Source organism: Streptomyces sp. NPDC048288 (genome assembly GCF_043201555.1).
In the GTDB taxonomy this organism is placed as follows: domain Bacteria; phylum Actinomycetota; class Actinomycetes; order Streptomycetales; family Streptomycetaceae; genus Streptomyces.
The window spans coordinates 157,287-177,785 of sequence record NZ_JBICZD010000015.1; the positions used below are offsets into that span (position 1 = coordinate 157,287).

At 72.9% G+C, this 20,499-nt stretch carries 18 protein-coding genes and 1 pseudogene; 12 read left to right on the forward strand and 7 right to left on the reverse strand.

All coding sequences use genetic code 11. From position 1 onward, the window contains the following. Positions 1-143 precede the first annotated feature (143 nt). Together ACGFZS_RS41345 and ACGFZS_RS41350 are read right to left on the reverse strand one after the other, a co-directional pair. Positions 144-1,757, reverse strand: a complete 1,614-nt coding sequence (locus ACGFZS_RS41345) for a purple acid phosphatase family protein (protein WP_393799478.1) — start codon at positions 1,755-1,757, stop codon at positions 144-146. Between the two features lie 196 nt (positions 1,758-1,953). Beyond that, positions 1,954-2,397 carry a cupin domain-containing protein gene (locus tag ACGFZS_RS41350; RefSeq protein WP_393799479.1) on the reverse strand — a complete coding sequence of 148 codons (444 nt, stop codon included), beginning with the start codon at positions 2,395-2,397 and terminating at the stop codon, positions 1,954-1,956. A gap of 214 nt (positions 2,398-2,611) precedes the next feature. Here ACGFZS_RS41350 and ACGFZS_RS41355 point away from each other — a divergent pair. Together ACGFZS_RS41355 and ACGFZS_RS41360 are read left to right on the forward strand one after the other, a co-directional pair. Further along, a pseudogene (locus ACGFZS_RS41355) lies at positions 2,612-3,493 on the forward strand (RNA polymerase sigma-70 factor); the annotation flags it as partial. Between the two features lie 132 nt (positions 3,494-3,625). After that, positions 3,626-4,372 carry an SDR family oxidoreductase gene (locus ACGFZS_RS41360; protein WP_393799558.1) on the forward strand — a complete coding sequence of 249 codons (747 nt, stop codon included), beginning with the start codon at positions 3,626-3,628 and terminating at the stop codon, positions 4,370-4,372. A gap of 470 nt (positions 4,373-4,842) precedes the next feature. Here the strand turns inward: ACGFZS_RS41360 and ACGFZS_RS41365 are convergent, their stop codons facing one another. The 5 genes from ACGFZS_RS41365 to ACGFZS_RS41385 form a co-directional block, all read right to left on the reverse strand. Then, positions 4,843-5,184 carry a hypothetical protein gene (locus ACGFZS_RS41365; protein WP_359223622.1) on the reverse strand — a complete coding sequence of 114 codons (342 nt, stop codon included), beginning with the start codon at positions 5,182-5,184 and terminating at the stop codon, positions 4,843-4,845. 392 nt (positions 5,185-5,576) lie between these two features. Further along, positions 5,577-6,905 (reverse strand): NtaA/DmoA family FMN-dependent monooxygenase, encoded by a 1,329-nt coding sequence (locus ACGFZS_RS41370; RefSeq protein ID WP_393799480.1) that lies wholly within the window; start codon positions 6,903-6,905, stop codon positions 5,577-5,579. Positions 6,906-6,915: 10 nt separating this feature from the next. Then, a complete protein-coding gene (locus ACGFZS_RS41375) occupies positions 6,916-7,998 on the reverse strand; it encodes an LLM class flavin-dependent oxidoreductase (protein ID WP_393799481.1) in 1,083 nt (360 codons plus the stop codon). Then, positions 7,991-9,331 carry an MFS transporter gene (locus ACGFZS_RS41380; protein WP_393799482.1) on the reverse strand — a complete coding sequence of 447 codons (1,341 nt, stop codon included), beginning with the start codon at positions 9,329-9,331 and terminating at the stop codon, positions 7,991-7,993. Before ACGFZS_RS41380 ends, ACGFZS_RS41375 begins: the two co-directional genes overlap by 8 nt. A 415-nt stretch (positions 9,332-9,746) precedes the next feature. Continuing rightward, complete coding sequence (locus ACGFZS_RS41385; RefSeq protein WP_393799483.1) at positions 9,747-10,256, reverse strand: cupin domain-containing protein; 510 nt, start codon at positions 10,254-10,256, stop codon at positions 9,747-9,749. A 139-nt stretch (positions 10,257-10,395) separates the two neighbouring features. Between ACGFZS_RS41385 and ACGFZS_RS41390 the strand changes: the two genes are divergently transcribed. The 10 genes from ACGFZS_RS41390 (at position 10,396) to ssuE (ending at position 20,411) form a co-directional block, all read left to right on the forward strand. After that, positions 10,396-10,830, forward strand: a complete 435-nt coding sequence (locus ACGFZS_RS41390; protein WP_365678319.1) for an Rrf2 family transcriptional regulator — start codon at positions 10,396-10,398, stop codon at positions 10,828-10,830. Then, positions 10,827-11,747 (forward strand): DsbA family protein, encoded by a 921-nt coding sequence (locus ACGFZS_RS41395; protein WP_393799484.1) that lies wholly within the window; start codon positions 10,827-10,829, stop codon positions 11,745-11,747. The genes ACGFZS_RS41390 and ACGFZS_RS41395 overlap by 4 nt, the downstream gene beginning before the upstream one ends. 447 nt (positions 11,748-12,194) lie before the next feature. After that, entirely contained in the window at positions 12,195-13,772 is a 1,578-nt protein-coding gene (locus ACGFZS_RS41400) for an ABC transporter substrate-binding protein (RefSeq protein ID WP_393799485.1), read from the forward strand. A 47-nt stretch (positions 13,773-13,819) separates the two neighbouring features. Continuing rightward, the gene (locus tag ACGFZS_RS41405) at positions 13,820-14,857 is read left to right on the forward strand and encodes an ABC transporter permease (protein ID WP_393799486.1); all 1,038 of its coding nucleotides are present in this window, start codon (positions 13,820-13,822) and stop codon (positions 14,855-14,857) included. 2 nt (positions 14,858-14,859) lie between these two features. Then, positions 14,860-15,747 (forward strand): ABC transporter permease, encoded by an 888-nt coding sequence (locus ACGFZS_RS41410; protein WP_393799487.1) that lies wholly within the window; start codon positions 14,860-14,862, stop codon positions 15,745-15,747. Then, positions 15,747-16,637: an ABC transporter ATP-binding protein gene (locus ACGFZS_RS41415; protein WP_393799488.1), complete on the forward strand. Its 891-nt coding sequence runs from the start codon at positions 15,747-15,749 to the stop codon at positions 16,635-16,637. Before ACGFZS_RS41410 ends, ACGFZS_RS41415 begins: the two co-directional genes overlap by 1 nt. Then, positions 16,634-17,485: an ABC transporter ATP-binding protein gene (locus ACGFZS_RS41420; protein ID WP_393799489.1), complete on the forward strand. Its 852-nt coding sequence runs from the start codon at positions 16,634-16,636 to the stop codon at positions 17,483-17,485. Before ACGFZS_RS41415 ends, ACGFZS_RS41420 begins: the two co-directional genes overlap by 4 nt. A gap of 67 nt (positions 17,486-17,552) precedes the next feature. Then, on the forward strand, positions 17,553-18,893 hold the full coding sequence (locus ACGFZS_RS41425) for an NtaA/DmoA family FMN-dependent monooxygenase (protein ID WP_393799490.1): 1,341 nt from the start codon (positions 17,553-17,555) through the stop codon (positions 18,891-18,893). Positions 18,894-19,001: 108 nt separating this feature from the next. Then, entirely contained in the window at positions 19,002-19,787 is a 786-nt protein-coding gene (locus ACGFZS_RS41430; RefSeq protein ID WP_393799491.1) for an alpha/beta hydrolase, read from the forward strand. Between the two features lie 66 nt (positions 19,788-19,853). Next, positions 19,854-20,411 (forward strand): NADPH-dependent FMN reductase, encoded by a 558-nt coding sequence (ssuE, locus tag ACGFZS_RS41435; protein WP_393799492.1) that lies wholly within the window; start codon positions 19,854-19,856, stop codon positions 20,409-20,411. Positions 20,412-20,499: the final 88 nt, after the last annotated feature.

Below are 20,499 nucleotides of genomic sequence, written 5' to 3' on the forward strand. Positions count from 1 at the left end.
CCACTTAGTCCGTGTGTGGTTTCCCCCGCGAGGCCGCGGGGGCCGGGGGGTGTGCGGGTTTTGTGGGGGGGGGGGGGTGGGGGTGGGGGGGGGGGGGGGGGGGGGGGTCCCCCCCCGCCCCCCGCACCGGTGAAAATGAGGGATCAGCCCGCGTGGCCGTCGGAGCGCTTGCGGTGCAGGGTGAACTTCTCGAAGACGGAGAGTTCGCCGTTCGGCTTGTTCACGTTGTAGTACGTGATGTGCATCCGGGTGGTGTCACCGGGGTGCCGGCCGGGGTCGACGGTGAACGCGGCGAAGCCGTAGGGGTGTTCGACGTCCCGGACGCCGACCCACACCGCCTCCTCCTTCACATAGGTGGAGGTGCGCTTGCCGTTGGAGCCGGCCGTCGCCGAGACAGCGGTGATCACCTTGGCGGTGCCGTCGGTGAAGAACTTCTGGTTCGTGGTGCCCGAGACGCCACCGCCGCCGAGGATCATGTGGACGGTGCCCAGACCGGCGTCGATGTCGTCGGTGGCCTGGGAGACCGGGTTGGGGGTGAGCGTCTCGCTGCCCGTCACCACGCCCCGCACGGACAGCGACCGCTCGTAGTTGTGCTCGTGGCCGCAGAGCACCAGGTCGACGCCGTACCGATCGAACAGCGGGCCGTACTTCTCGCGCAGGCCGAGGTCCGCGCCGTTGGCGTCCGAGGAGCTGATCATGACCTGGTGCATGGCCACGACCACCCAGTCGATGTCGCTGGAGGAGCGCGCCGCCTTCAGTTCCTTCTCCAGGAAGGCGAGCTGACGGCCGCCGGAGTAGCCGCTGATGTAGACGTCGCCGCCGTCCTGGAGGCAGTTGTCGTCGTTCTGCAGCACGATCACCCGGACCGAACCGGCCGTGAACGCGTACCACAGGCCCGCGAGTTCGGCGTCGGTCTCGGTGGAGGGGAGGGAGAAGTAGGCCTGGTAGGCGCCGAGCCCGAGCGGACCGTTGGCCTTCTCGATCTCGTGGTTGCCGGCCGCGGGCATCCAGGGGCGGAAGCGCGCCGAACGGGTGTTGTTGGTGAAGAAGTTGTTCCAGGTCCGCACCCGGTCGACGTCCAGGTTGGCGTAGCAGAGGTCGCCGTTGAGGAGGTGGAACAGCGGGGCGACCTGCTCGATGCCGGTGACGATGTCCTTGGTAGCGGGCGTGGAATTCGCGTCCAGGCCGACGGTGCCGTCGGCCGCCCAGGTCACCTGCGGGGCGGACTGGTCGCCGAAGCTGGTGAAGGTGACGGGCCGGCGTCCGCGCGGAGCGGTGCGGAACGTGCCGCTGTCGGGGGTCGCCCCCTCGTGCGTGGCGAGGTAGAGGTAGTCCGTGTCCGGGGAGAGCCGGTTCAGGGCGGCGTGGTGGACGTAGACGGTGCGGTTGGAGGTGCCGTCGACGTAGGTGACGGTGCGGGCGGCGGCGGTGGATCCGAAGCCGTGCTCCAGGGTGCCGTAGCGGACGACGGGCTTGGTCACCGGCCGGTCGGTGATCCACGAGACCGCCATCTGGGTGCGCGGGTCGGCGCCGAAGGTGAGGTGCAGGCCCTGGACGGGGGGCGCACCGGAGGAGTCCGCGGTGAGCTGGAAGGCCGGGGCGGCGAGCGGCGCGGCCTGTGCCGTACCCGCCCCCAGCAGCCCGGTGGCGGCGGCGCCCGCCCCCGCGGTCCCCAGCAGGCCCAGCGCGTGACGACGGCTGAACCCTTCCGAACCCCCCGGCGATCTGCCCTCTGACGAGTCTGCCTGTGTGGTCATGACGCCCTCCCGACGTGCAGCTGAGCCGACAACGACCGCACCCTGGCCCAGCCCAACTGCCCCCACATGAACACCACATGACCACACGGCCCGCACACGTCAGACAAAAGACCGCGCAGACCGACACGTGCCCGTCCCTTTACCGGCAGCCGCCCCTTCCTTGACCCTCGCGCCCCGGACCGCGCCTGACGCTCCGTCAGCCGGTGGGGCGCGGGGCGCGCAGATGGGCGCGCTCGGCCAGTTCCTTCTCGTCGACCAGCTCCAGCATGGGCTTGCCGGGCGCGCACATCATGGTCACGACGAACCGGGTCCTGGCGTCGGCGAGCGCGTTGCCGTCCTGGTAGTGGATGACGTCGCCGCCCGGCTCCCAGAACGTTCCGCCGGCCTCGACGACCCGCTCGGGCTCGCCCTCCAGCTCGAAGCGGACCGCGCCCTCGATGACGTAACCGAACGCGGGTCCCGAGTGGCGGTGCGGCGGGGTGCCCGGGTCGCCGGGCTCCCACTCCACCCGAATGGTCATCGCCGAGGCGCCCTCGGGAATCGTGATCGGTGCCGCGTCCTGCAGCAACGTCACGGCCGTCTTCCACCCCTCCGAACGAGGCTGCCCGCCGGTGCCCTGCACCGCGTCCTGGTCCGCCATGGTGTTCCACCTCCGTAGGTCGACCGCCCCATGGGACCACCACATCCTCGGTGGGATGCGCATTCACCCTTCGGATCCCCTGCGGCGTTTCTCTCCGCCGACCGGACCCGCGGGGGGATCCGTGGCACGGCGGGCACGGCGGGCGCGGCCGCAGGTGCGCCGGGCGGCGCCGAGTCCGGCTTGTAGGATGATGATCCAACTCTGGAGGACATCCATGCGCTCCGACGACCACGCGGACTCCCTCGACCAGGCGACGAAGGACTTCGTGGCGGCGCGTCCCCGGCTCTTCGGCATCGCGTACCGCGTGATCGGCAGCGCGGTCGAGGCCGAGGACATCGTCCAGGAGACCTGGGTGCGCTGGCAGGGCACCGACCGGGCCAGCGTCCACGAACCGGCCGCGTTCCTGACCACGGTCACCACCCGGCTGGCGATCAACTTCATCCAGTCCGCCCGGGTGCGCCGGGAGTCCTACGTCGGCCCGTGGCTTCCGGAGCCCGTCGACACGAGTCCGGATCCGCAGCTGGGCGCGGAGCGCGCGGAGGCGCTCGACATGGCGGTGCTCTTCCTGCTGGAGAAGCTCAACCCGGTGGAACGGGCCGCCTACGTGCTGCGGGAGGCGTTCGACTACACCTACCAGCGGATCGCCGACATCGTGGAGACCAGCGAGGCCAACGCGCGCCAGTTGGTGAGCCGGGCCCGGAAGCGGCTGGCGACGGAGCGCAAGGAGCCGGTCGGCTCCGCCGAGCACCGGCGGTTCCTGGAGGTGTTTCTCGCCGCGGCGCAGAACGGCGACCTGTCGGTGCTGGAGGAGGTCCTCACCGAGGACGTGGTCAGCTACTCCGACGGCGGCGGGGTGCGCGGGGCGTCCAGGATCCCGGTCGTCGGGCTGCCGCACGTCTCCAAGTACCTGGTCGCCTTCGCGCCGCGGTTCTGGCCGCCGACGGAGGTCCGCTGGGTCGAGGCGAACGGCAGGCCGGCCGTGCTGGTCTCGGCCGGCGGCACCGCGGTCGCCCTGCTCACCGCCGATGTGTCGGAGCGCGGCATCGAACGTCTCATGTGGGTGATGAACCCGGCCAAGCTGGCGCCCTACGTGGCGGGGGGGGGGGGGGGGGGGCCCCCCCCCCCCCCCCCCCGGCGGGGGGGCCCCCCCCCCCCGCGACGGTGTCACAGCGGAAGCGGCTGTCCGGTCACCACTGGTGCAGACAGAAACTTCCGAGAGGAACGCATCATGAAGATCGTCGTGATCGGTGGCACCGGGCTGATCGGCTCGAAGGTGGTCGCCGGGCTCCGCGAGCACGGGCACGAGGCGGTCGCGGCCGCGCCCAGTACCGGCGTGAACACCCTCACCGGCGAGGGTCTGGCCGAGGTCCTGGAGGGCGTCTCCGCCGTGGTCGACGTGTCCAATTCGCCGTCGTTCGAGGACCAGGCCGTCATGGACTTCTTCCGTGCGTCCACGGCGAACCTGCTCAAGGCGGAGGCCGAGGCCGGCGTGGCCCACCATGTCGCGCTGTCCGTGGTGGGCACGGACCGGCTCCAGGGGAGCGGGTACTTCCGGGCCAAGCAGGCCCAGGAGGAGCTGATCGAGGCGTCCGGCCTGCCGTACTCCATCGTCCACGCGACGCAGTTCTTCGAGTTCGCGAAGGGGCTCGCCGACGGGGTCACCGAGGGCGACACCGTGCGCCTGCCCGACGCCAGGATCCAGCCCGTCGTCTCCGACGACGTGGCCGCCGCCGTCGCCCGCACCGCGGTCGGCGCCCCGGTCGACGGCGTGGTGGAGGTCGCCGGCCCCGAGGCGTTCTCGCTGGAGGAGTTCATCCGGATGGGCCTCAGCGCCCAGGGCGACCCCCGCAAGATCGTCACGGACCCGGCGGCCACCTACTGGGGCGCCGAACTCCAGGACGACACGCTCCTGCCCGGCCCGGACGCGCACATCGCCGAGGTCACGTTCGCCGACTGGCTCGCCCGGCAGCGGTGATCCCCGAGGAGAGCGGCCCCCGCCGGGATGCCGGGGGCCGCTCTCCCACACCGCCGGGCGGCTGAGCGGACTTCAGTGGGTGTCCTCGCCATAGAAGCTGGCCACGGCTGAGCCCGCGGCGCAGGCGCCGGGCACCGCGTGCGCCGACGGCGTCCGGGCCGGGGCCGACCGGGGCCCGGGTACTCGCCGCGAGACCGGTCCCGGAGAGCAGGTCGTCCGGAAGGTCGTATCCCGTCGGCCCTCCGAACATCCCGAGGACCAGCGCCGCCCAGTGGTGGGCCTGCCGGATCAGCAGTCCGCCGCGTACGTCGAAGGAGATGCGCAGCGCGTCGCTCTTCGTCGTCCTGGCTCCGCTCCCCCACGATGTCCAGCACGCCGTTCGCCGATCGCCTCACATCGTGCTTCTGCCATGAGGCGGAGCGGGAGCCGGATCTGTGGCACGGGGCCGACCGGGGCCGGCGGAGCCGCTGCTACGACGCGCCGACGAGGATCATGGTGACGCACAGCCCCATCGCCACGGTGATCAGGATCATCGCGGTCAGCGTTCCCCGCAGCCACTGCCCGAAGCGGGCGCGGTGCCGCTGTTCCACCACGTTGATGCTGGTGGCGATGTGCTCGGTCACCATGCGGGCCACATAGGTCTGTTCCTCCAGGTACCAGCGCTCGATGTCGGTGCGCTGCTCCGGGGTCAGTCCCGGCTCCCGGGCGGTGAAGTCCGTCACGCGCCGGCGTGCGGCGCGCAGGTGGGCCTGCTGGTGCAGGTAGTCCTGGAGGTCGCTCAGGCCGCGGGCGGCCTCCTCGCTCGTGTCCATGGTGTGCTCCACAGGTGAGGCGGCGGCCGTCCGGCCGGTCGCGGTCAGCGCCGGCGAGGGAGAGCAGCGCGCACGAACGTATCGAGCCGGGACGGGTCGGGACCGGCGATCTCGCGAACGCCGCGGAGAGCTGGAGGAGCAAAAGGTGTGAACCACCAGCCTGACAACTTCCACCGGAAGCCGCAAGGGCGCCGAAGAAGACGTCATCAGTACGCAAGCGCGCGACGTCGTTCCCGTCCATAGCGGCTTCGTGGACGGATCCGGCCGGCGGGGGGGGTCTACGACGCTCCGAAGCGGGAGGGGTACGACGTGAGCCTCGTCCCCAGCACCCGACCCTACGGACAGCTCACTTGTGGCCCCTCACGCGGCCGCGGTGACGGACCGGTGCCGGTTCAGCTCGGTCGTGCGGTGGGCAGCGGTGGCAGTTGGAGGTGCTCGCGCAGGGTGGTGCCGCGGTACTCGGTGGGGTAGACGCCTCGGCTCTGGAGTTCCGGGACGAGTTTGTCGACGATGTCGGTGACCGAGGTCGGCAGCAGGTCCGGCACGATGTTGAAGCCGTCGGCGGCGCCGGTGGTGACGTACCGGGTCCATTCGTCGGCGACGGAGGACGGGGTACCGACGAAGGACGGGTGGCCGGGCGCGACCTCGGTGGCCAACTCCCGCAGCGACAGGCCGCGTTCGGCGGCCAGTTCGCGCCATTTACGGATCTGGGCGAGCTTGCCGGTGCGCTGCGCGATCGCGATCGTGCCCCGGGACGGGTCGAGTTCGGCCTCGCTCGGCTCGATGTCGGGCAGCGGGCCGTCCGGATCGTAGCCGGACAGGTCGGTGCCCCAGTACTGCTCGAAGAAGGCGAGCGCCCGGGGCCCGTTGACCTGTTCGGTGCGCATCCAGCGGGCCTTCTCCGCCGCCTCCCGCGCGGTGTCCGCGAGGATGACGCTGGCGCCCGGCAGGATGCGCAGCGAGTCCGGTGAGCGGCCGTACCGGGCCAGCCGCTCCCGCAGGTCGGCCGCGTAGGCGACGGCCTTGCCGTACTCGGTGTTGTTGGAGAAGACCACGTCGGCGTGGCGGGCGGCGAGTTCGCGGCCGCCGTCGGAGTCGCCGGCCTGGAAGAGCACGGGCCTGCCCTGCGGACCGGCCGGGACGGTGGCGAGGGCCCGCAGCCGCACGAGGTCCGTCTCCCGCTCGACCGGGCGGGCCGGGCCGTCGGCGTCCCGGGAGGCCCACAGTTCCTTCGCCGTGTCGACGAACTGTCCCGCGCGGTCGTAGCGGCGCTCGTGCTCCAGCCAGCCCCCGTGCCGGAAGTTGGCTCCGGTCCAGGCGTTGTCGGTGGTGACGATGTTCCATCCGGCCCGGCCCTCGGACAGCAGGTCGAGGGAGGCCAGGCGACGGGCGAGGTCGGCCGGGTAGTTGTAGGTGGTGTTCTGGGTGGCCACCAGGCCGATCCGGTCGGTCACGGCGGCCAGCGCGGACAGCTGGGTGATGGCGTCGGGGCGGCCGGCCACGTCGAGGTCGAAGATCCGGCCCCGGTTCTCCCGCACCCGCAGCCCCTCACCGAGGAAGAAGGCGTCGAAGAGTCCTCGTTCCAGGGCCCGCACCACGTCGACGAAGGTCTCGATCGCGGTGTGGGAGGGAGCGTCGGGGTCGGTCCAGACCAGTTGGGGCCCCACACCGGCGTAGAACAGGCCGAGATGGAGCTGGGGTCGGGTGGACGGTTCGGTCATGGCGGTCACCTCAGGCGTGGGCGGCGGGCGCGGCGGCGAATCGGTTGGCGGGGCGGGGCAGGCCGAGCGTGGTCCGCAGGGTGTCGCCGGGCCGGGGCGGCTGGTGGAGGCCTGCGGCGGCCAGGGCGGGCAGTACCTGCTCGGCCAGCACCGGGAGGTCGTCGGCGAGGACGGCCGGGTGCAGTCGTATGCCGTCGACGAACTGGGCGAGTTCGGCGAGGAGTTCGGTCAGTTGCTCCGGGGATCCGGTGTGCCGCAGTCGGCCGGACTCGGGCCGGGGGGCGGTGCGGTCCAGTGCGGCCAGCCGGTCGGCGGCGGGCACGGCGGTGTCGAGGACGACCTCCACCTCGGCGAAGACCAGGGGTGCGCCGGCCTCCCGGGCGGCGTCCACGCGGGCGGCGACGGCGGCGGGCGCGGGCCGGCCGACCAGGACCACGTCGGCGCGCTCGTCGATCTCCAGCGCGTCCGGTGCGAGGACCACGACCTGTCCCTGCGGCGGACGCGGGGTGATGAGCGGGCCCTTGACCGTGAAGGAGGCGCCCTCGAAGTCGATGTGGTGCACACGGTCCGCGTCCAGGTACCGGCCGGTGGCGACGTCCTTGACGACCGCGTCGTCCTCCCACGAGTCCCACAGGGCGCGGGCGGTGTCGACGACGTCCTCGGTCTCCCGGCGCAGCGCCCCGGCCGGGACCGGTTCCCGGCCCACGGTGGCGAGTGCGGCCGCGTCGGCCGCCGCTCCCACCAGCCAGGCGGCCCGGCCGTGCGACGCGTGGTCCAGGCTCGCCAGCTGGGTGGCGAGGTGGAAGGGCTCGGTGGTGGTGATGTGCAGGGTGGGCGCGAGCCCGATCCGGTCGGTGAGCAGGGACAGGTACGCCGCGCGCGCCCCGGCCTCGATCCGGCCGACGGACCCGGTACCGGGCGGCAGCGGGGCGTCGGCGAAGGTGACGAGGGCGAAGCCCGCCTGCTCGGCGGCGACGGCGGTCTGCCGCAGCGCCTTCGGGGTGACGGCGGCCCGGGTGGCCGGGTGGGCGCCACCGCCGTCGGCCTCCAGGGCGAGGTGCAGTCCGGGCAACCCGGTGTGACGGTCAGTCATGGGGAGTTCCTCCGGTGGACGGTTCGCACTGCGGTGCGGGGGCGGGGACGGGGAGGGCCGGGCGGCCGGTGGCGGCGGACCCGGAGACGTGCGGGGCCGCCCGGGCGGCTGCCGTGGGTGCGGTGCGGGCCGACCAGAGCGCCACGCCGACCGCCGCCAGCACCGCGATGGCGGCGCCGGTGGCCAACCCCCAGCGCACTCCGGCGTGTTGGGAGATCCAGCCGATGACGGGCGCACCGACCGGGCTGCCGCCCAGGGAGATCACCGTGTAGACCGCCATCACCCGCCCGCGCATGGCGTCGCTGACCTCGGACTGGACGAAGGCGCTGACGGCCGTGTTCAGCGTCATCAGCGTGAAACCGGCGGGCAGCAGCAGTACGAGGAAGGCGGGATACGACGGCATCAGCGCCGCCATCGCCTCGAACCCGCCGAACAGCAGCGCGCCGACGACGACCGTCCGCACCCGGGGCGAGACCCCGCGCGTGGCGGCGATCGTCCCGGCGACGGTCCCGACGGCCAGGGCCGTGTTCATGAAGCCGAGGCCCCGGGAGCCGACGTCGAAGACGCGCCCGGCGAACAGGGTCAGGGTGGTCGGGAAGTTCACCGCGAAGGTCGCGGTCAGCCCGAAGACCGTGAACACGCCGACGAGTTCGGGCCGGGCGGCCACATAGCGCAGGCCCTCCGCCCCCGCCCCCGTCCACGGCGGGCGGGGCGTGGCCGGCCCGCCGCCCGTGCGGGGCCGGATCGCGAGCACACCCGCGAGGACCACGGTGAACGACACCGCGTTGAGGGCGAACACCCACCCGGTGCCGATCGCCCCGATCAGCACTCCGGCGATCGCCGGGCCGATCAGACGCGCGGCGTTCAGGGAGAGGATGTTCAGACCCGCGGCCTTCGGGATCAGCGTCCGGCCGACCAGTTCGGTGACGAAGGACAGCCGGGCGGGGTTCTCCACCGTGAACACGCTGCCCAGGGCGAAGGACAGCGCGTACAGCGCCCACAGCGGAGCATGACCGGAGAACACCAGCGCCGCCAGCAGCAGTGCCTGCACCGCGTACAGCGTCTGGGTCCACAGCAGCAGGGTCCGCCGGTCGTGGCGGTCGGCCAGGACTCCGCCCCACAGACCGAACAGCAGCACCGGGGCGAACTGCAGACCGGCGACCGACCCGAGCGCGGTCCCGCTGTGGGTGAGCGTCAGGACGTACCAGTCCAGCGCGACGCCCTGCATGGCGCTGCCGATGTTGGACACCAGACCCGTGCTCCAGTAGATCCGGTAGTCACGGACCCGCAGCGCGGCGAACGCCCCTGACGGGACGGTTCGGTTGACGGCCATGCGTCTCTTTCCGAGGGTTCGATCCACGGTGGTGAGGGCCGTACGACGATCTCGTCGCCAAGTCGGCCTGGGGCGAAGGCGATGGGTAGCCGCGCGGGGGCTTCGCAGGCGACGGCCCTACGCGACGACGGCGCTACGAGGCGCGGGTGGGGAGAGAGAAACCCGGTGGGACGGGCCAGGGGTCAGCGACAGGTCTCGTCGAACTGATCGGCGCGACGGCCCACCCAGAACGGGTCGAGCAGCACGGTGCGTGCCTGACCTGCGGTCTCCATGACCGGATCAAAACACACGGCGGAAGGTGCGTCCACCACGCGTCCCGCCCCGTGAGACGGCGCGGTCAATCGAACGCGCGGTGTCCCCGGTGGCCCGCTGGTCGTCGCCACGGCACCGCGTCGATCTGCCCTGACGGTGTCCGTCACACCGTGTCGTCCGCCGGCAGCGCGTACAGCCCGGGCAGGTTGACCACGATCGCCTCCTGGGTGCTGCGGGCGATGACGACGACGGCCTCGTCGGTGGGGTCGGGGTTCTCCTCGCGGTGCGGGACGTACGGGGGGACGAAGATGTAGTCGCCCGGTGCGGTGCGCAGCCGTACCTCCTCCGGGCGGTCGCCCGTGTCGTCGACGAAGACGAACTCGGGGTGGCCGCTGACCACGTAGATGGCGGTCTCGGAGGCGCCGTGGTGGTGGTCGGAGCTGGCGGTCGCGGGGGCGACGTGGGTCTGGCCCATCCAGAGTTTCTCGGAGCCGACGGTCCGTCCGCTGACGGCGGCGAACCGCCGCATGCCGCCGCTCTGTGCGGTGTCGCCGTCGAGGGCGTCGGCGCGGACGTGGTGCAGCCGGGTGCGCAGGGGTGCCGCCGGGCGGTCCTGGGTGTCGTGGAGATGCGGGTGGAAGCCTTCACCGGGGGTTGTCAGCGGCTCGCTCATGGCGGGGACGCTAGGACCGGACGGAAAAGGATGTCAAGAGGTGTCCTTTGGGGTTCACCTGCGGCAATGTTGCCGCAATGAAGGAGGCGGGCGGGCCGGAACCCGCTGCGGGGCGGTGCGGTTCCGGCATGATGAAGGTATGTACATCTCTGCGAAGGCGGACTACGCGGCGCGTGCCCTGCTGGAGCTCGCCCGGCAGCCCGACCGGCCGCTGACCTGTGAGGCGGTCGCCTCCTCCCAGGACATTCCGTTCCGGTTCCTGAAGTCCGTGGTGGGCGAGTTGCGCCGGGCCGGACTGGTCCGCAGCCAGCGCGGCTGCGAGGGCGGGTACTGGCTGGGCCGGCCCGCCGCCGAGATCACGCTGCTGGATGTCGCCCGGGCCGTCGACGGAGAGGTGATCACGCTGCGCGGCGAGCCGCTGGCCGAACTGGACTATCCGGGGCCCGCCGGGGGGCTGCCCGGTGTGTGGCGGCGGATCGAGGAGGAGGCCACGGCGGTGCTGGCGGGGGTGACCATCGCCGGGCTGCTGCTGTCGGACACGGCGGGCCGGGGCGCCGCCCAGGGGGCCGCGTGACGGACGGGCGCCGGGCCGGGCCGCCGGTCGAAGTGGTCGAGTACACCGATCCGTTGTGTCCCTGGGCCTGGGGTTCGGAGCCGGTCTTCCGCGCGCTGCGTTCGGCGCTGGCCGGGCGGGTGCGCTGGCGCCGGGTGTACTGCATCCTCTTCGACCACGACGACGACCCCGCCCCCGATCCGGCGGCCGAGACCGCCTGGTACGCGCGTTACGTCGAGGACATCGGCGGTCACACCCGGGCCCCCCGGGCGGTACGGCTGAGCCGGGTGGCGGCGAGTTCCTGGCCGTCCTCGCTCGTCGCGAAGGCGGCCGAGCTCCAGGGGCCGGAGGTGGCCGACCGGGTGCTACGACGGCTGCGGGAGACCGTGTTCGTACTCGGGGAGCCCGCGGACACCGGGGCCTCGGCGCTGGACGCGGTCCGGGGTGTGCCCGGGCTCGACGCACGGCGGCTGGCGGCCGACGCCGGTTCCGCCGCCGTACTGGACGCCGTGCGCGCCGACCACGCGGAGGCGCGCCGGCCGGTGCCCGACGTGCTGTCCGTGCGGGCCGATTCGCCGCATCCCGGCGCGGCCAAGGAGACCCCGGACGGCGGGCGCCGGTACGCGTTGCCGACGCTGCTGGTGCGCGGGCCCGGCGGCTGCCGTGCGGTGCCCGGGTGGCGACCGTACGAGGCGTACGCCGCCGCTGTCGACGCCGTCCGCCCGGGGCCGGCGACGGAGGTCAGGACGCTCCCCGGGGCGGCAGCGCTGGCCCGGCACCGCACCCTCACCGAGCCGGAGCGCGCGCTGCTGACGCGGGGCGCGTGGCCGCCGGCGGACGCGGTCCAAGTGGACACCGCCGGCGGCCCGTTGTGGCTGCACCCGGAGGAGGCCGCGACCCATCCGGCCACCCGGCAGGCGCCCTCACCGGCGCCCTGACCGGCACCCTGACCGGCACCCTGACCGGCAGGGGAGCGCCGTCCCGCCCAATGAGACACCAATTGGTGTCCATTGACAGCCACTCCCCGCGACCCGCACGATGTGGGGCATGCACACGACCCACCCCGGTGTGGTGTGCCGCTATGTGGATCTGCGGCGCACCTGTAGCGCACTCTGTCACTGACCGCCTGCCCACGCCCCGCAGGCGCCTGACCGCAGCCACCGGTACCGGCCCTTCTCTCCCCCGCCGGACCCGACCGCTCTGCGCGCCCCCCTTCTCGCGCCGCGACGTCTTCCGAGCGCGGCCCGCCGCCCCCGCAACGCGCTGTCACGGCCCCGCCGTGACCCGCCCGTCGCGGTGCGGTCGCGGGCCGCCGCCCGACGCCTTTCCTCCTCCCCCGGCTGTGCCCTCGCGGCGTGGACCGGGGCCGTAGCAGAGAGACAGCCATGTCCGCACGCCTCACCCCGCCACGCCCCAGACCGGCCACCCGATCCCGCCGCCCCGCCGGCCGGCTGCGCGCCACCGCCCTCGGCGCCGTGCTCGCCACCGTGCTCGTGCCCTCGCTCAGCGCCTGCGGCGGCACCGGCGCCGCCGCCTCCGGGAGCGCCGCCACCCTCAAGTGGGCCTCCTCCTACTTCCCCGCCCACTGGGACCCGGTGGTCTCCGGCAGCGGCGCCCAGTTCCGCGAACTCGCCCTGGTCTACGCGTCGTTGACCCGCACCGACGGGAAGGGCAACGCCGTCCCCGACCTGGCCAGGAGCTGGGACTACAACAAGAAGGGCGACGAGATCACCTTCCACCTGCGCCCCGGGCTGAAGTTCAGCGACGGCGAGCCGGTCGACGCGGCCGCCGTGAAGGCCGCGATCGAGCGTGCCAAGAAGCAGAAGAACTCCGCCCTGTTCGGCGACCTGACGTCCATCAAGTCCGTGGACGCCAAGGGCCTGGACGCGGTCGTCCACCTCACCCAGGTGGACTACCAGATCCCGCAACTGCTCGGCGAGCGCGTCCTGCAGATCGCCAGCCCGAAGGCCGCCGCCTCCCCCGACACGCTGGACCAGCACCCGGTCGGCGCGGGCCCGTTCACCGTCACCCAGCTCGTGCCCGGCACGAAGGTGGTCCTGAAGAAGAACCCGGACTACTGGGACGCGAAGAACATCCACATCGACCGCGTCGAACTGACCTCGGCCCCCGACGCGTCGACGGTCGTCTCCGGACTCCAGACCGGCGTCTACAACTTCGCGGACATCGCGCCCAGTCAGGCCGACGCGGCGAAGAAGGCCGGCCTCGACGTCTTCGTCCAGCCGGGCTTCAACGCCTCCAACATCAGCCTGAACATCAACAAGGCGCCCTTCGACAACACCGAGGTCGTCGACGCCGTCCGGTACGCGATCAACCGTCAGGAGTTCGTGGACAAGCTGACGTTCGGCTACGGCGAGGCCACCGACCAGCCCTTCCCCAAGGGGTACATCGCCTACGACCCGAAGTCGGCGGACGCCTACCCCTACGACCCGGCGAAGTCGAAGAAGCTGCTCGCCGAGGCGGGGTACAAGTCCGGGGCCATCAAGCTGAACCTGGTCATCCCGGCGGAGGACCCGCAGGCGGAGATCGTCCAGTCGCAACTGGCGAAGGTCGGCATCACCGTCACCATCAAGATCGACAAGAACTGGGCCACCCCGTTCTTCGCCAAGGACCTCACGTTCTCCGTGTACGGCACCACCGGCCGTGACTCGGCGCTGCAGACCCTCACCGCGCACTTCGGCCCGAACGGCCCGCTGAACCTCAGCTCGCCGTACGAGCCGGCCGGCTTCGAGGCCGCCGTGGCCAAGGTCCGGGAGACCCCGCTGGACGCCTCGGACTACACCCAGGTGCTCCAGGCGGCGACCAGGGCCGGGCTGCGGAGCAAGGCGCTCGTCTTCACCTACTCCTCGCCCAACCTCTTCGCCAAGAGCAAGTCGGTCTCCGGCCTGCCGAAGAACCCGGCCCACCTCGACTGGACCGGCGTGACCGTCTCCGGCTCCGACTGACCGGCGTCCGCAGCCGGAAGAACACCGACAAGAGAGGGGGCAACACCATGACGGCAACGCAAGCTCCGGCCGGCCCGGCCGTGCGCGCACCGCGTCACCGGGGTGCCACGGCCGGGGTCCGGCGCGGGTCGGCCCGGGTCCTGGCCACCCTCGCCCGGTCCGTCGCGATCTTCGTGCCCGTCTTCCTGGTCGCGACCTTCGTGACGTTCGCGCTGCGGTCGCTGAGCGGGCTCAGCCCGGCGCGCATCCAGCTGGGCGAGGACGCGACTCCCGAGGCGATCGCCCGGATCGAGGCCCAGTGGGGGCTCGACCGGCCCTTCCTGGTCCAGTACGGGGACTGGCTCGGCGGCGTCCTGCACGGGCAGCTCGGCACCAGCTGGGTCAACGGCGCCGACATCTCCACCCTGATCGGCCTGGGGCTCGGCGTCAGTCTGTCGGTGGCGACCTTCGCCCTCGTCATCGGCGTGGTCGCGGGCTTCGTGCTCGGCACGGTCGCCGCGCTGCGCCGCACCACCTGGGTGGACCGGACGATCACCGGCTTCGTCACCGTCATCTCGGTGATGCCCGCGTTCGTCGTCGGCATCGTGCTGGTCGCGGTCTTCGCCGTCGGACTGCGTCTGTTCCCGTCCGCCGGGTACCTCCCGGCGGCGCAGGGCATCGGCCCGTGGCTCGCCCACATCACCCTGCCGGCCGTGGCGCTCAGCTTCGACGTGGTCGCCGACGTCGCCCGCCAGCTGCGCACCAGCCTGGTCGCCGCGTACGGCGAGAACTACGTGACCGGCGCGGTCGTCCGGGGGCTGAGCCCCCGGCGGATCTTCTTCGGCCATGTGCTGCGCAACGGCCTCGGCCCCGCCCTGGCCACGCTCGGCCTGAAGTTCCCCGCGCTGGTCGGCGCCTCCGTGGTCACCGAGTGGATCTTCGGACTCCAGGGTTTCGGCCGGTTCGCCAACGACTCCGCGCAGGCCGGTGACGTACCGGCCGTGCAGGGGGTCCTCGTGGTGTCGATCGTCCTGGTCGTCACCTTCAACCTGATCGTCAACCTGGTGCTGGCCCGGGTGACCCCGGCCGCCCGGCGGGGGGTGTGAGCATGGTCCGCCGCGTCCTGTCCCTGGCCTCCGGCAGAATCGCCGTCGCCGTCCTCGTCCTGGTCGCCCTGCTCGCCCTGCTGGGGCCGCTGCTCGCCCCGCAAGATCCGCTGGCCACCAGCGACAACACGCTCGCCGCCGTCTCCGGGGCGCACTGGCTGGGCACCGACTACCTCGGCCGGGACGTGCTCAGCCGGCTGCTGGACGGCTCCCGGATCAGCGTCCTCGGCTCCCTCGAAGTAGCCCTCACCGCACTGGTCGTAGGGGTCGTCCCCGGCATCCTGTCCGTGCAGCTCGGCCGGGTCTTCGAGTGGATCACGCTGCGGCTGGCCGACACCCTGGTGGCGCTGCCGTTCCTGCTGTTCGCCGTCGCGGTGATCGCGCTGCTCGGCAACGGCATCACCCAGGCCATGCTGGTCACCGGTGTGCTGGTGTCCCCGCTGTTCTACCGGGTGGCCCGGGCGGCGACCCTGGCCGTGACCCGCTCCCCGTACGTGGAGGCGGCGGTGATCTCCGGTGCCTCGACCGGCTGGATCGTGCGCCGGCACGTGTGGGCCAAGGTGCTGCCGCCCATCGCGGTCGCCCTCGCCCAGACCGTCGGCGTCGGCTTCGTGATCGTCTCCAGCCTGACCTTCCTCGGCATCGGCGTACAGCCGCCGGCGCCCACCTGGGGCGGACTGCTCGCCTCCGACCTCGGCTATCTCAGCCACCGGCCGTGGGCGCCGGTCACCCCCGCGCTGCTGATCACGGTCACCGTCTGGGCCTGCAACCTGCTGGCCGACGCGATCCGGGACGTCTCCGGCGAGGCGGGACGCGCTCTCGTCAACGACCGCCGGGCGCGGGCCCGTCGGGCCGCCGCGGCCGGCCCCGTCACCTCAGGAGGTGCGTGATGACGACCCTGTCCGGCGACCTCGTCCCCGCCGGGACACGTACCTCCGCACCGGCGGCCGACCCGGTGCTCTCCCTGCGCGGGGTGCGCATCACCGACCAGGCCCGGGGCCGCGAGATCGTCCACGGCGTGAGCTTCGACCTCGCTCCCGGCCGGACCGTCGGCATCGTCGGCGAGTCCGGCAGCGGCAAGACGCTGACCTGCCGGGCCGCGCTCGGGATCCTGCCCCCGCACTTCGAGGTGACCGAGGGCACGATCGAGATCGCCGGCACCGACATCGCGACCCTGTCCGCCCGCCGCTGGACCGAGCTGCGGGGCACCACCGTCAGCGCGGTGTTCCAGGACCCGGCGTCCTACCTGAACCCCTCGATCCGGGTCGGCGCCCAGATCGCCGAGGTGGTCCGGGTCAAACTCGGCGTGCAGCGCCGCGAGGCCCGGCAGCGGGCGCTGGACCTGCTGGACGCGGTCCGGCTGCGCGATCCCGAACTGGTCTACGGCCAGTACCCGCACGAGCTCTCCGGCGGCATGCTCCAGCGGGTCCTGATCGCCACGGCGGTCGCCGCCGACCCGCTGGTCCTCATCGCGGACGAGGCCACCACCGCCCTCGACGTCACCGTCCAGGCGGAGATCCTCGACCTCCTCGCCGATCTGCGCAACCGCACCGGGCTCGCCCTCGCCCTGGTCTCCCACGACCTCGCCCTGGTCGCCCAGTGGTGCGACGAGGTGCTGGTGATGCGCCGGGGCGAGGTGGTCGAACAGGGGCCCACCCACACGGTGTTGCGGGAGCCGCGGCACGAGTACACCCGGCTGCTCATCGCCGAGCACGAGCAGTACGGCCTGGAGAAGTTCCTCGGCACGGAGAGCTTCGCCGATACGGAGGAGGAAGCGTGAGCGGCCCCACTCAGACGGAAGCGGACGACCCGGTCCTCGCCGTCACCGGACTCGACGTCGACTACGGCCCGCGCCGCCGGCGCCGCCGTGCCCTGGACGGCGTGTCGCTGACGGTCGCGCCCGGCGAGACCGTCGGTCTCATCGGGGAGACCGGGTCCGGCAAGTCGACCCTCGCCCGGGCCGTGCTCGGCCTGGTGCGCCCGTCGGGGGGCTCGATCGCCGTCGCGGGCGAGGACGTCACCGCGCACGGCCGCCGGCAGTGGCGCGAGCTGCGCCGCCGGGGCGTCGTGCAGTACGTCTTCCAGGACCCGCTGCGCAGCCTCGACCCCGACCTCACCGTGGCGGACTCCCTCACCGAGCCGCTGCTGGTGCGCGGTGTCCCGCGCAAGGAGGCCCTGGAACGGGCCGGTGCCCTGCTCGACCGGGTGCGTCTCGCCGCCGAGCTCCTGGACCGGCTGCCCGCCGAGCTCTCCGGCGGCCAGCGCCAGCGGGTCGCCGTGGCCCGCGCACTGGTCACCCGGCCCCGGCTGGTCATCCTCGACGAGCCGGTGAGCGCCCTGGACTCCGGCAACCGGGTCCAGGTCCTGGAGATCCTCAAGGACCTCCGCGACACGGGCGTGGCCCAGCTCTTCATCTCCCACGACCTCGGATCCGTCGCCGGCGTCGCCGACCGGATCGCGGTGCTCTACCGGGGCCAGCTGGTCGAGACGGGCACCGCCCGTGACGTCATCGCCCGCCCCCGGCACCCCTACACCCGGCTGCTCGTCGGCTCGGCGCCCACGCTCCGGGGCACCGCGCCCGCCGGCCGCGCCGAACGCGAGGCGCTGCGCGCGCTGCTGCACGCCTGACGCCGTGCCGAGCGCCCCCGCCTCCTCGCCAAGCACCCTCGCCCAGCCCCCTCGGAAAGGACCGTCCATGTCCCGCAAGATCCACCTCGCGCTGCACCCGTACGGCGTCGGCGGCCCCGGCCAGCACGGCCTGTGGAAGGACGACCGGATCGCGAAGAACGCCAGCATCGACATCGGCTACTACATCCGGCAGGCGCAGGCCGCCGAACACGCCCTGTTCGACGCCCTGTTCATCGTGGACAGCCAGTTCATCAACGCCACCTACCCGGCGCACTACCTCAACCGCCTGGAGCCGCTGACCCTGTTGTCGGCGGTCGCCACCCACACCCGGCACATCGGCCTGGTGGGCACGGCCAGTTCGACCTACAACTCGCCCTTCAACCTGGCCCGCCGGTTCGCCTCGCTGGACCACATCAGCGGCGGCCGGGCCGGCTGGAACGTGGTCACGAGCTTCGACACCGGCACGTCGAAGAACTACGGCCTCGACGAGCACCTCGACTACGCCACCCGCTACGGCCGCGCCCTGGAGTTCGTGGAGGTGGCGCGCGGGCTGTGGGACTCCTACGAGGACGACGCCTTCCCCGCCGACGTCGCGCGCAACCTGTTCCTGGACCCGGGCAAGCTGCACGAACTCAACCACGAGGGCGAGCACTTCAGGATCGCGGGCCCGCTCAACCTGTCCCGCTCGCCGCAGGGACAGCCGGTGATCTTCCAGGCCGGTGTCTCCGAGGAGGGCCGGGATCTCGCCGCGCGGGTCGCCGAGGGCATCTACGCGCCGGGCGGTTCGCTGGAGCAGGCGCGGGAGTACTACGCCGACATCAAGCGCCGTACCGCCGCCTACGGCCGCGACCCCGAGCACATCAAGATCTTCATCCACGGCGGCCCGGTCGTCGCCGCCACCGACGAGGCGGCCCGGCGCCGGGAGCGGGAGATCTTCGAGGAGGACAACGACCTCGAACGCAACCTGGCGCTGCTGGGCCGGTCGTTCGGCGCCTACGACTTCAGCGGCCATGACCTGGACGGGCCGTTCCCGGACATCGCGCACCTCGCGGAGAAGGGCGGCCGCACCAGCGCGGCGCAGGTCGTCGAGCGGGCCCGCACCGAGCGGCTGACGCTCCGCCAGGTCGCGGAGTCCGCCAACGAGTTCCGCCGCTCGCCGTTCGTCGGCGCGCCGGAGACCGTCGCGGACGCCGTCGAGCGCTGGTTCGCCGCGGGCACCTTCGACGGCATCAACCTCGCCTTCCGTACCGAGGAGGACCTCGAACTCTTCGTGGACGGCGTGGTCCCGCTGCTCCAGAAGCGCGGCGTGTTCCGTACCGAGTACGCCGCCGACACCCTGCGCGGCAACCTCGGCCTGCCGGTCCCCGTCAACCGTCACACCCGCGAGCGCGCGCTCGCGAACGACTGAGTGCGCGGGCGACCGGCCCACGGTGAACGCCCCCGCCCCGTCCCCAAGTGCCCGTCCGTGGCCGCCCGCCGAGCGTGCGGCGCCACCACCGACCTCCGGAGCGACCCCATGAGCACACCCGAGTACACCGACCACCACGCCCCCTCCGGTCTGGCCACCCGCGGCACCGTCCTCCTCGTGCCGGGCCGGGGCGAGACCCGGGCCACCTACGAACGGCTCGGCAGGCGACTCGCGGTCGACGCCTACCGGGTCCGGGTGGTCGACGCCCCGGACCTCGACGCCGACGACCTGCCCGCCGCCCTGGCCGACTTCGGCGCCGCTCTCGCCGAAGCCGCCGGGGGCACCGCGCCCGACGGCGCCGAGGGGGTCGTACGCCCCCTCGTCCTGGCCGGGGCGGACACCGGTGCGCTGGCGATCGCCGCGCTGCTGGGCCTGCCGGGGGCAGCGGGGGACGCGCGGCCGGACGCCGTCGTCCTCGCCGGCCTTCCCGGCCGCTCCGAGGCGCGCCCCGGCGGCGGCACCTGGGACGAGGAACTCGACGTCCGCACCTCGTGCCCGACGCACCGCGCCCGGCTCACCGACGACTCCCGCTTCCGCCGGGGAGCACTCGACGGGCCGGTGGCCGAGGCGCTGCTGACAGCGGCGTACGAGGGTGAAGTCGCCGTACCGGCGCTGCTGTTGACCGGTGACGCCGATCCGCTCGCGGACCGCGAGCTTCTGGACCGGGCGGTCAAGGCCTGGCCGCGGACCCGTCTCGCGGTCGTCCGGGGCGGCCACCACGACGTGCTGAACGATCTCCAGCACCGTTCGGTGGCGGGGGAGGTCGTCACCTTCCTGGAGGCGCTGCGCAACGACCTCGTCCCGGCGATCGCGGTCGCGTCGAGCGCGTGGTGAGCGCCGTCGGCACCCCCGCCCACTGACCCCGACCTCTCCGTCCCGACCCTGGAAGGGCCCGCCCTCATGGCCACTGTCCTGTCCGTCTCCGGAAGCCCGTCCGCCACCTCGCGCACCGCGCGGCTCCTGCGTCACCTGGACCGCCGACTGGCCGCACAGGGCCACGAGGTGATCCCGCTCGATGTGCGGACCCTGCCCGCGCAGGCCCTGCTGGGCGCGGACTTCGCGCACCCGGCCGTCGTCGAGGTCGCCGCGCTGTTCGAACGGGCCGAGGGCGTGGTGATCGGCACGCCGATCTACAAAGCGGCCTACTCGGGCCTCCTCAAGTCCCTCCTCGACCTGCTCCCGCAGTACGCGCTGGCCGGCAAGACCGTGCTGCCGCTGGCCACCGGCGGCAGCACGGCACATGTCCTGGCCATCGACTACGCCCTGCGTCCCGTGCTCAGTTCGATGGGCGCCGCGCACATCGTGCCGGGCTGGTTCACGCTCGACAAGGACATCACGACGGACCCCGACGGCAGGCTGACCGTGGCGCCCGCCTCGGCGACGGCGCTGGCCGAGGTCACCGACCGGTTCTCGGCGGCGCTGAGCGGACGGACCTCCCGGCTGGCGGCCGCGGGGTGAGCCGAACACCCATTCTCTTGCGGAGGTTAACGGTTGGCCCGCGTGGGACGCGACGCATTTCCCGCGCCCGCCCGCCGGGGCACGGCCG

Excerpts from the sequence above, each read along its gene's own strand:
- ACGFZS_RS41345 (WP_393799478.1), bottom strand. The coding sequence starts at position 1,757 with ATGACCACACAGGCAGACTCGTCAGAGGGCAGATCGCCGGGGGGTTCG.
- ACGFZS_RS41350 (WP_393799479.1), bottom strand. The coding sequence starts at position 2,397 with ATGGCGGACCAGGACGCGGTGCAGGGCACCGGCGGGCAGCCTCGTTCG.
- ACGFZS_RS41360 (WP_393799558.1), top strand. The coding sequence starts at position 3,626 with ATGAAGATCGTCGTGATCGGTGGCACCGGGCTGATCGGCTCGAAGGTG.
- ACGFZS_RS41365 (WP_359223622.1), bottom strand. The coding sequence starts at position 5,184 with ATGGACACGAGCGAGGAGGCCGCCCGCGGCCTGAGCGACCTCCAGGAC.
- ACGFZS_RS41370 (WP_393799480.1), bottom strand. The coding sequence starts at position 6,905 with ATGACCGAACCGTCCACCCGACCCCAGCTCCATCTCGGCCTGTTCTAC.
- ACGFZS_RS41375 (WP_393799481.1), bottom strand. The coding sequence starts at position 7,998 with ATGACTGACCGTCACACCGGGTTGCCCGGACTGCACCTCGCCCTGGAG.
- ACGFZS_RS41380 (WP_393799482.1), bottom strand. The coding sequence starts at position 9,331 with ATGGCCGTCAACCGAACCGTCCCGTCAGGGGCGTTCGCCGCGCTGCGG.
- ACGFZS_RS41385 (WP_393799483.1), bottom strand. The coding sequence starts at position 10,256 with ATGAGCGAGCCGCTGACAACCCCCGGTGAAGGCTTCCACCCGCATCTC.
- ACGFZS_RS41390 (WP_365678319.1), top strand. The coding sequence starts at position 10,396 with ATGTACATCTCTGCGAAGGCGGACTACGCGGCGCGTGCCCTGCTGGAG.
- ACGFZS_RS41400 (WP_393799485.1), top strand. The coding sequence starts at position 12,195 with ATGTCCGCACGCCTCACCCCGCCACGCCCCAGACCGGCCACCCGATCC.
- ACGFZS_RS41405 (WP_393799486.1), top strand. The coding sequence starts at position 13,820 with ATGACGGCAACGCAAGCTCCGGCCGGCCCGGCCGTGCGCGCACCGCGT.
- ACGFZS_RS41410 (WP_393799487.1), top strand. The coding sequence starts at position 14,860 with ATGGTCCGCCGCGTCCTGTCCCTGGCCTCCGGCAGAATCGCCGTCGCC.
- ACGFZS_RS41415 (WP_393799488.1), top strand. The coding sequence starts at position 15,747 with ATGACGACCCTGTCCGGCGACCTCGTCCCCGCCGGGACACGTACCTCC.
- ACGFZS_RS41425 (WP_393799490.1), top strand. The coding sequence starts at position 17,553 with ATGTCCCGCAAGATCCACCTCGCGCTGCACCCGTACGGCGTCGGCGGC.
- ACGFZS_RS41430 (WP_393799491.1), top strand. The coding sequence starts at position 19,002 with ATGAGCACACCCGAGTACACCGACCACCACGCCCCCTCCGGTCTGGCC.
- ssuE (WP_393799492.1), top strand. The coding sequence starts at position 19,854 with ATGGCCACTGTCCTGTCCGTCTCCGGAAGCCCGTCCGCCACCTCGCGC.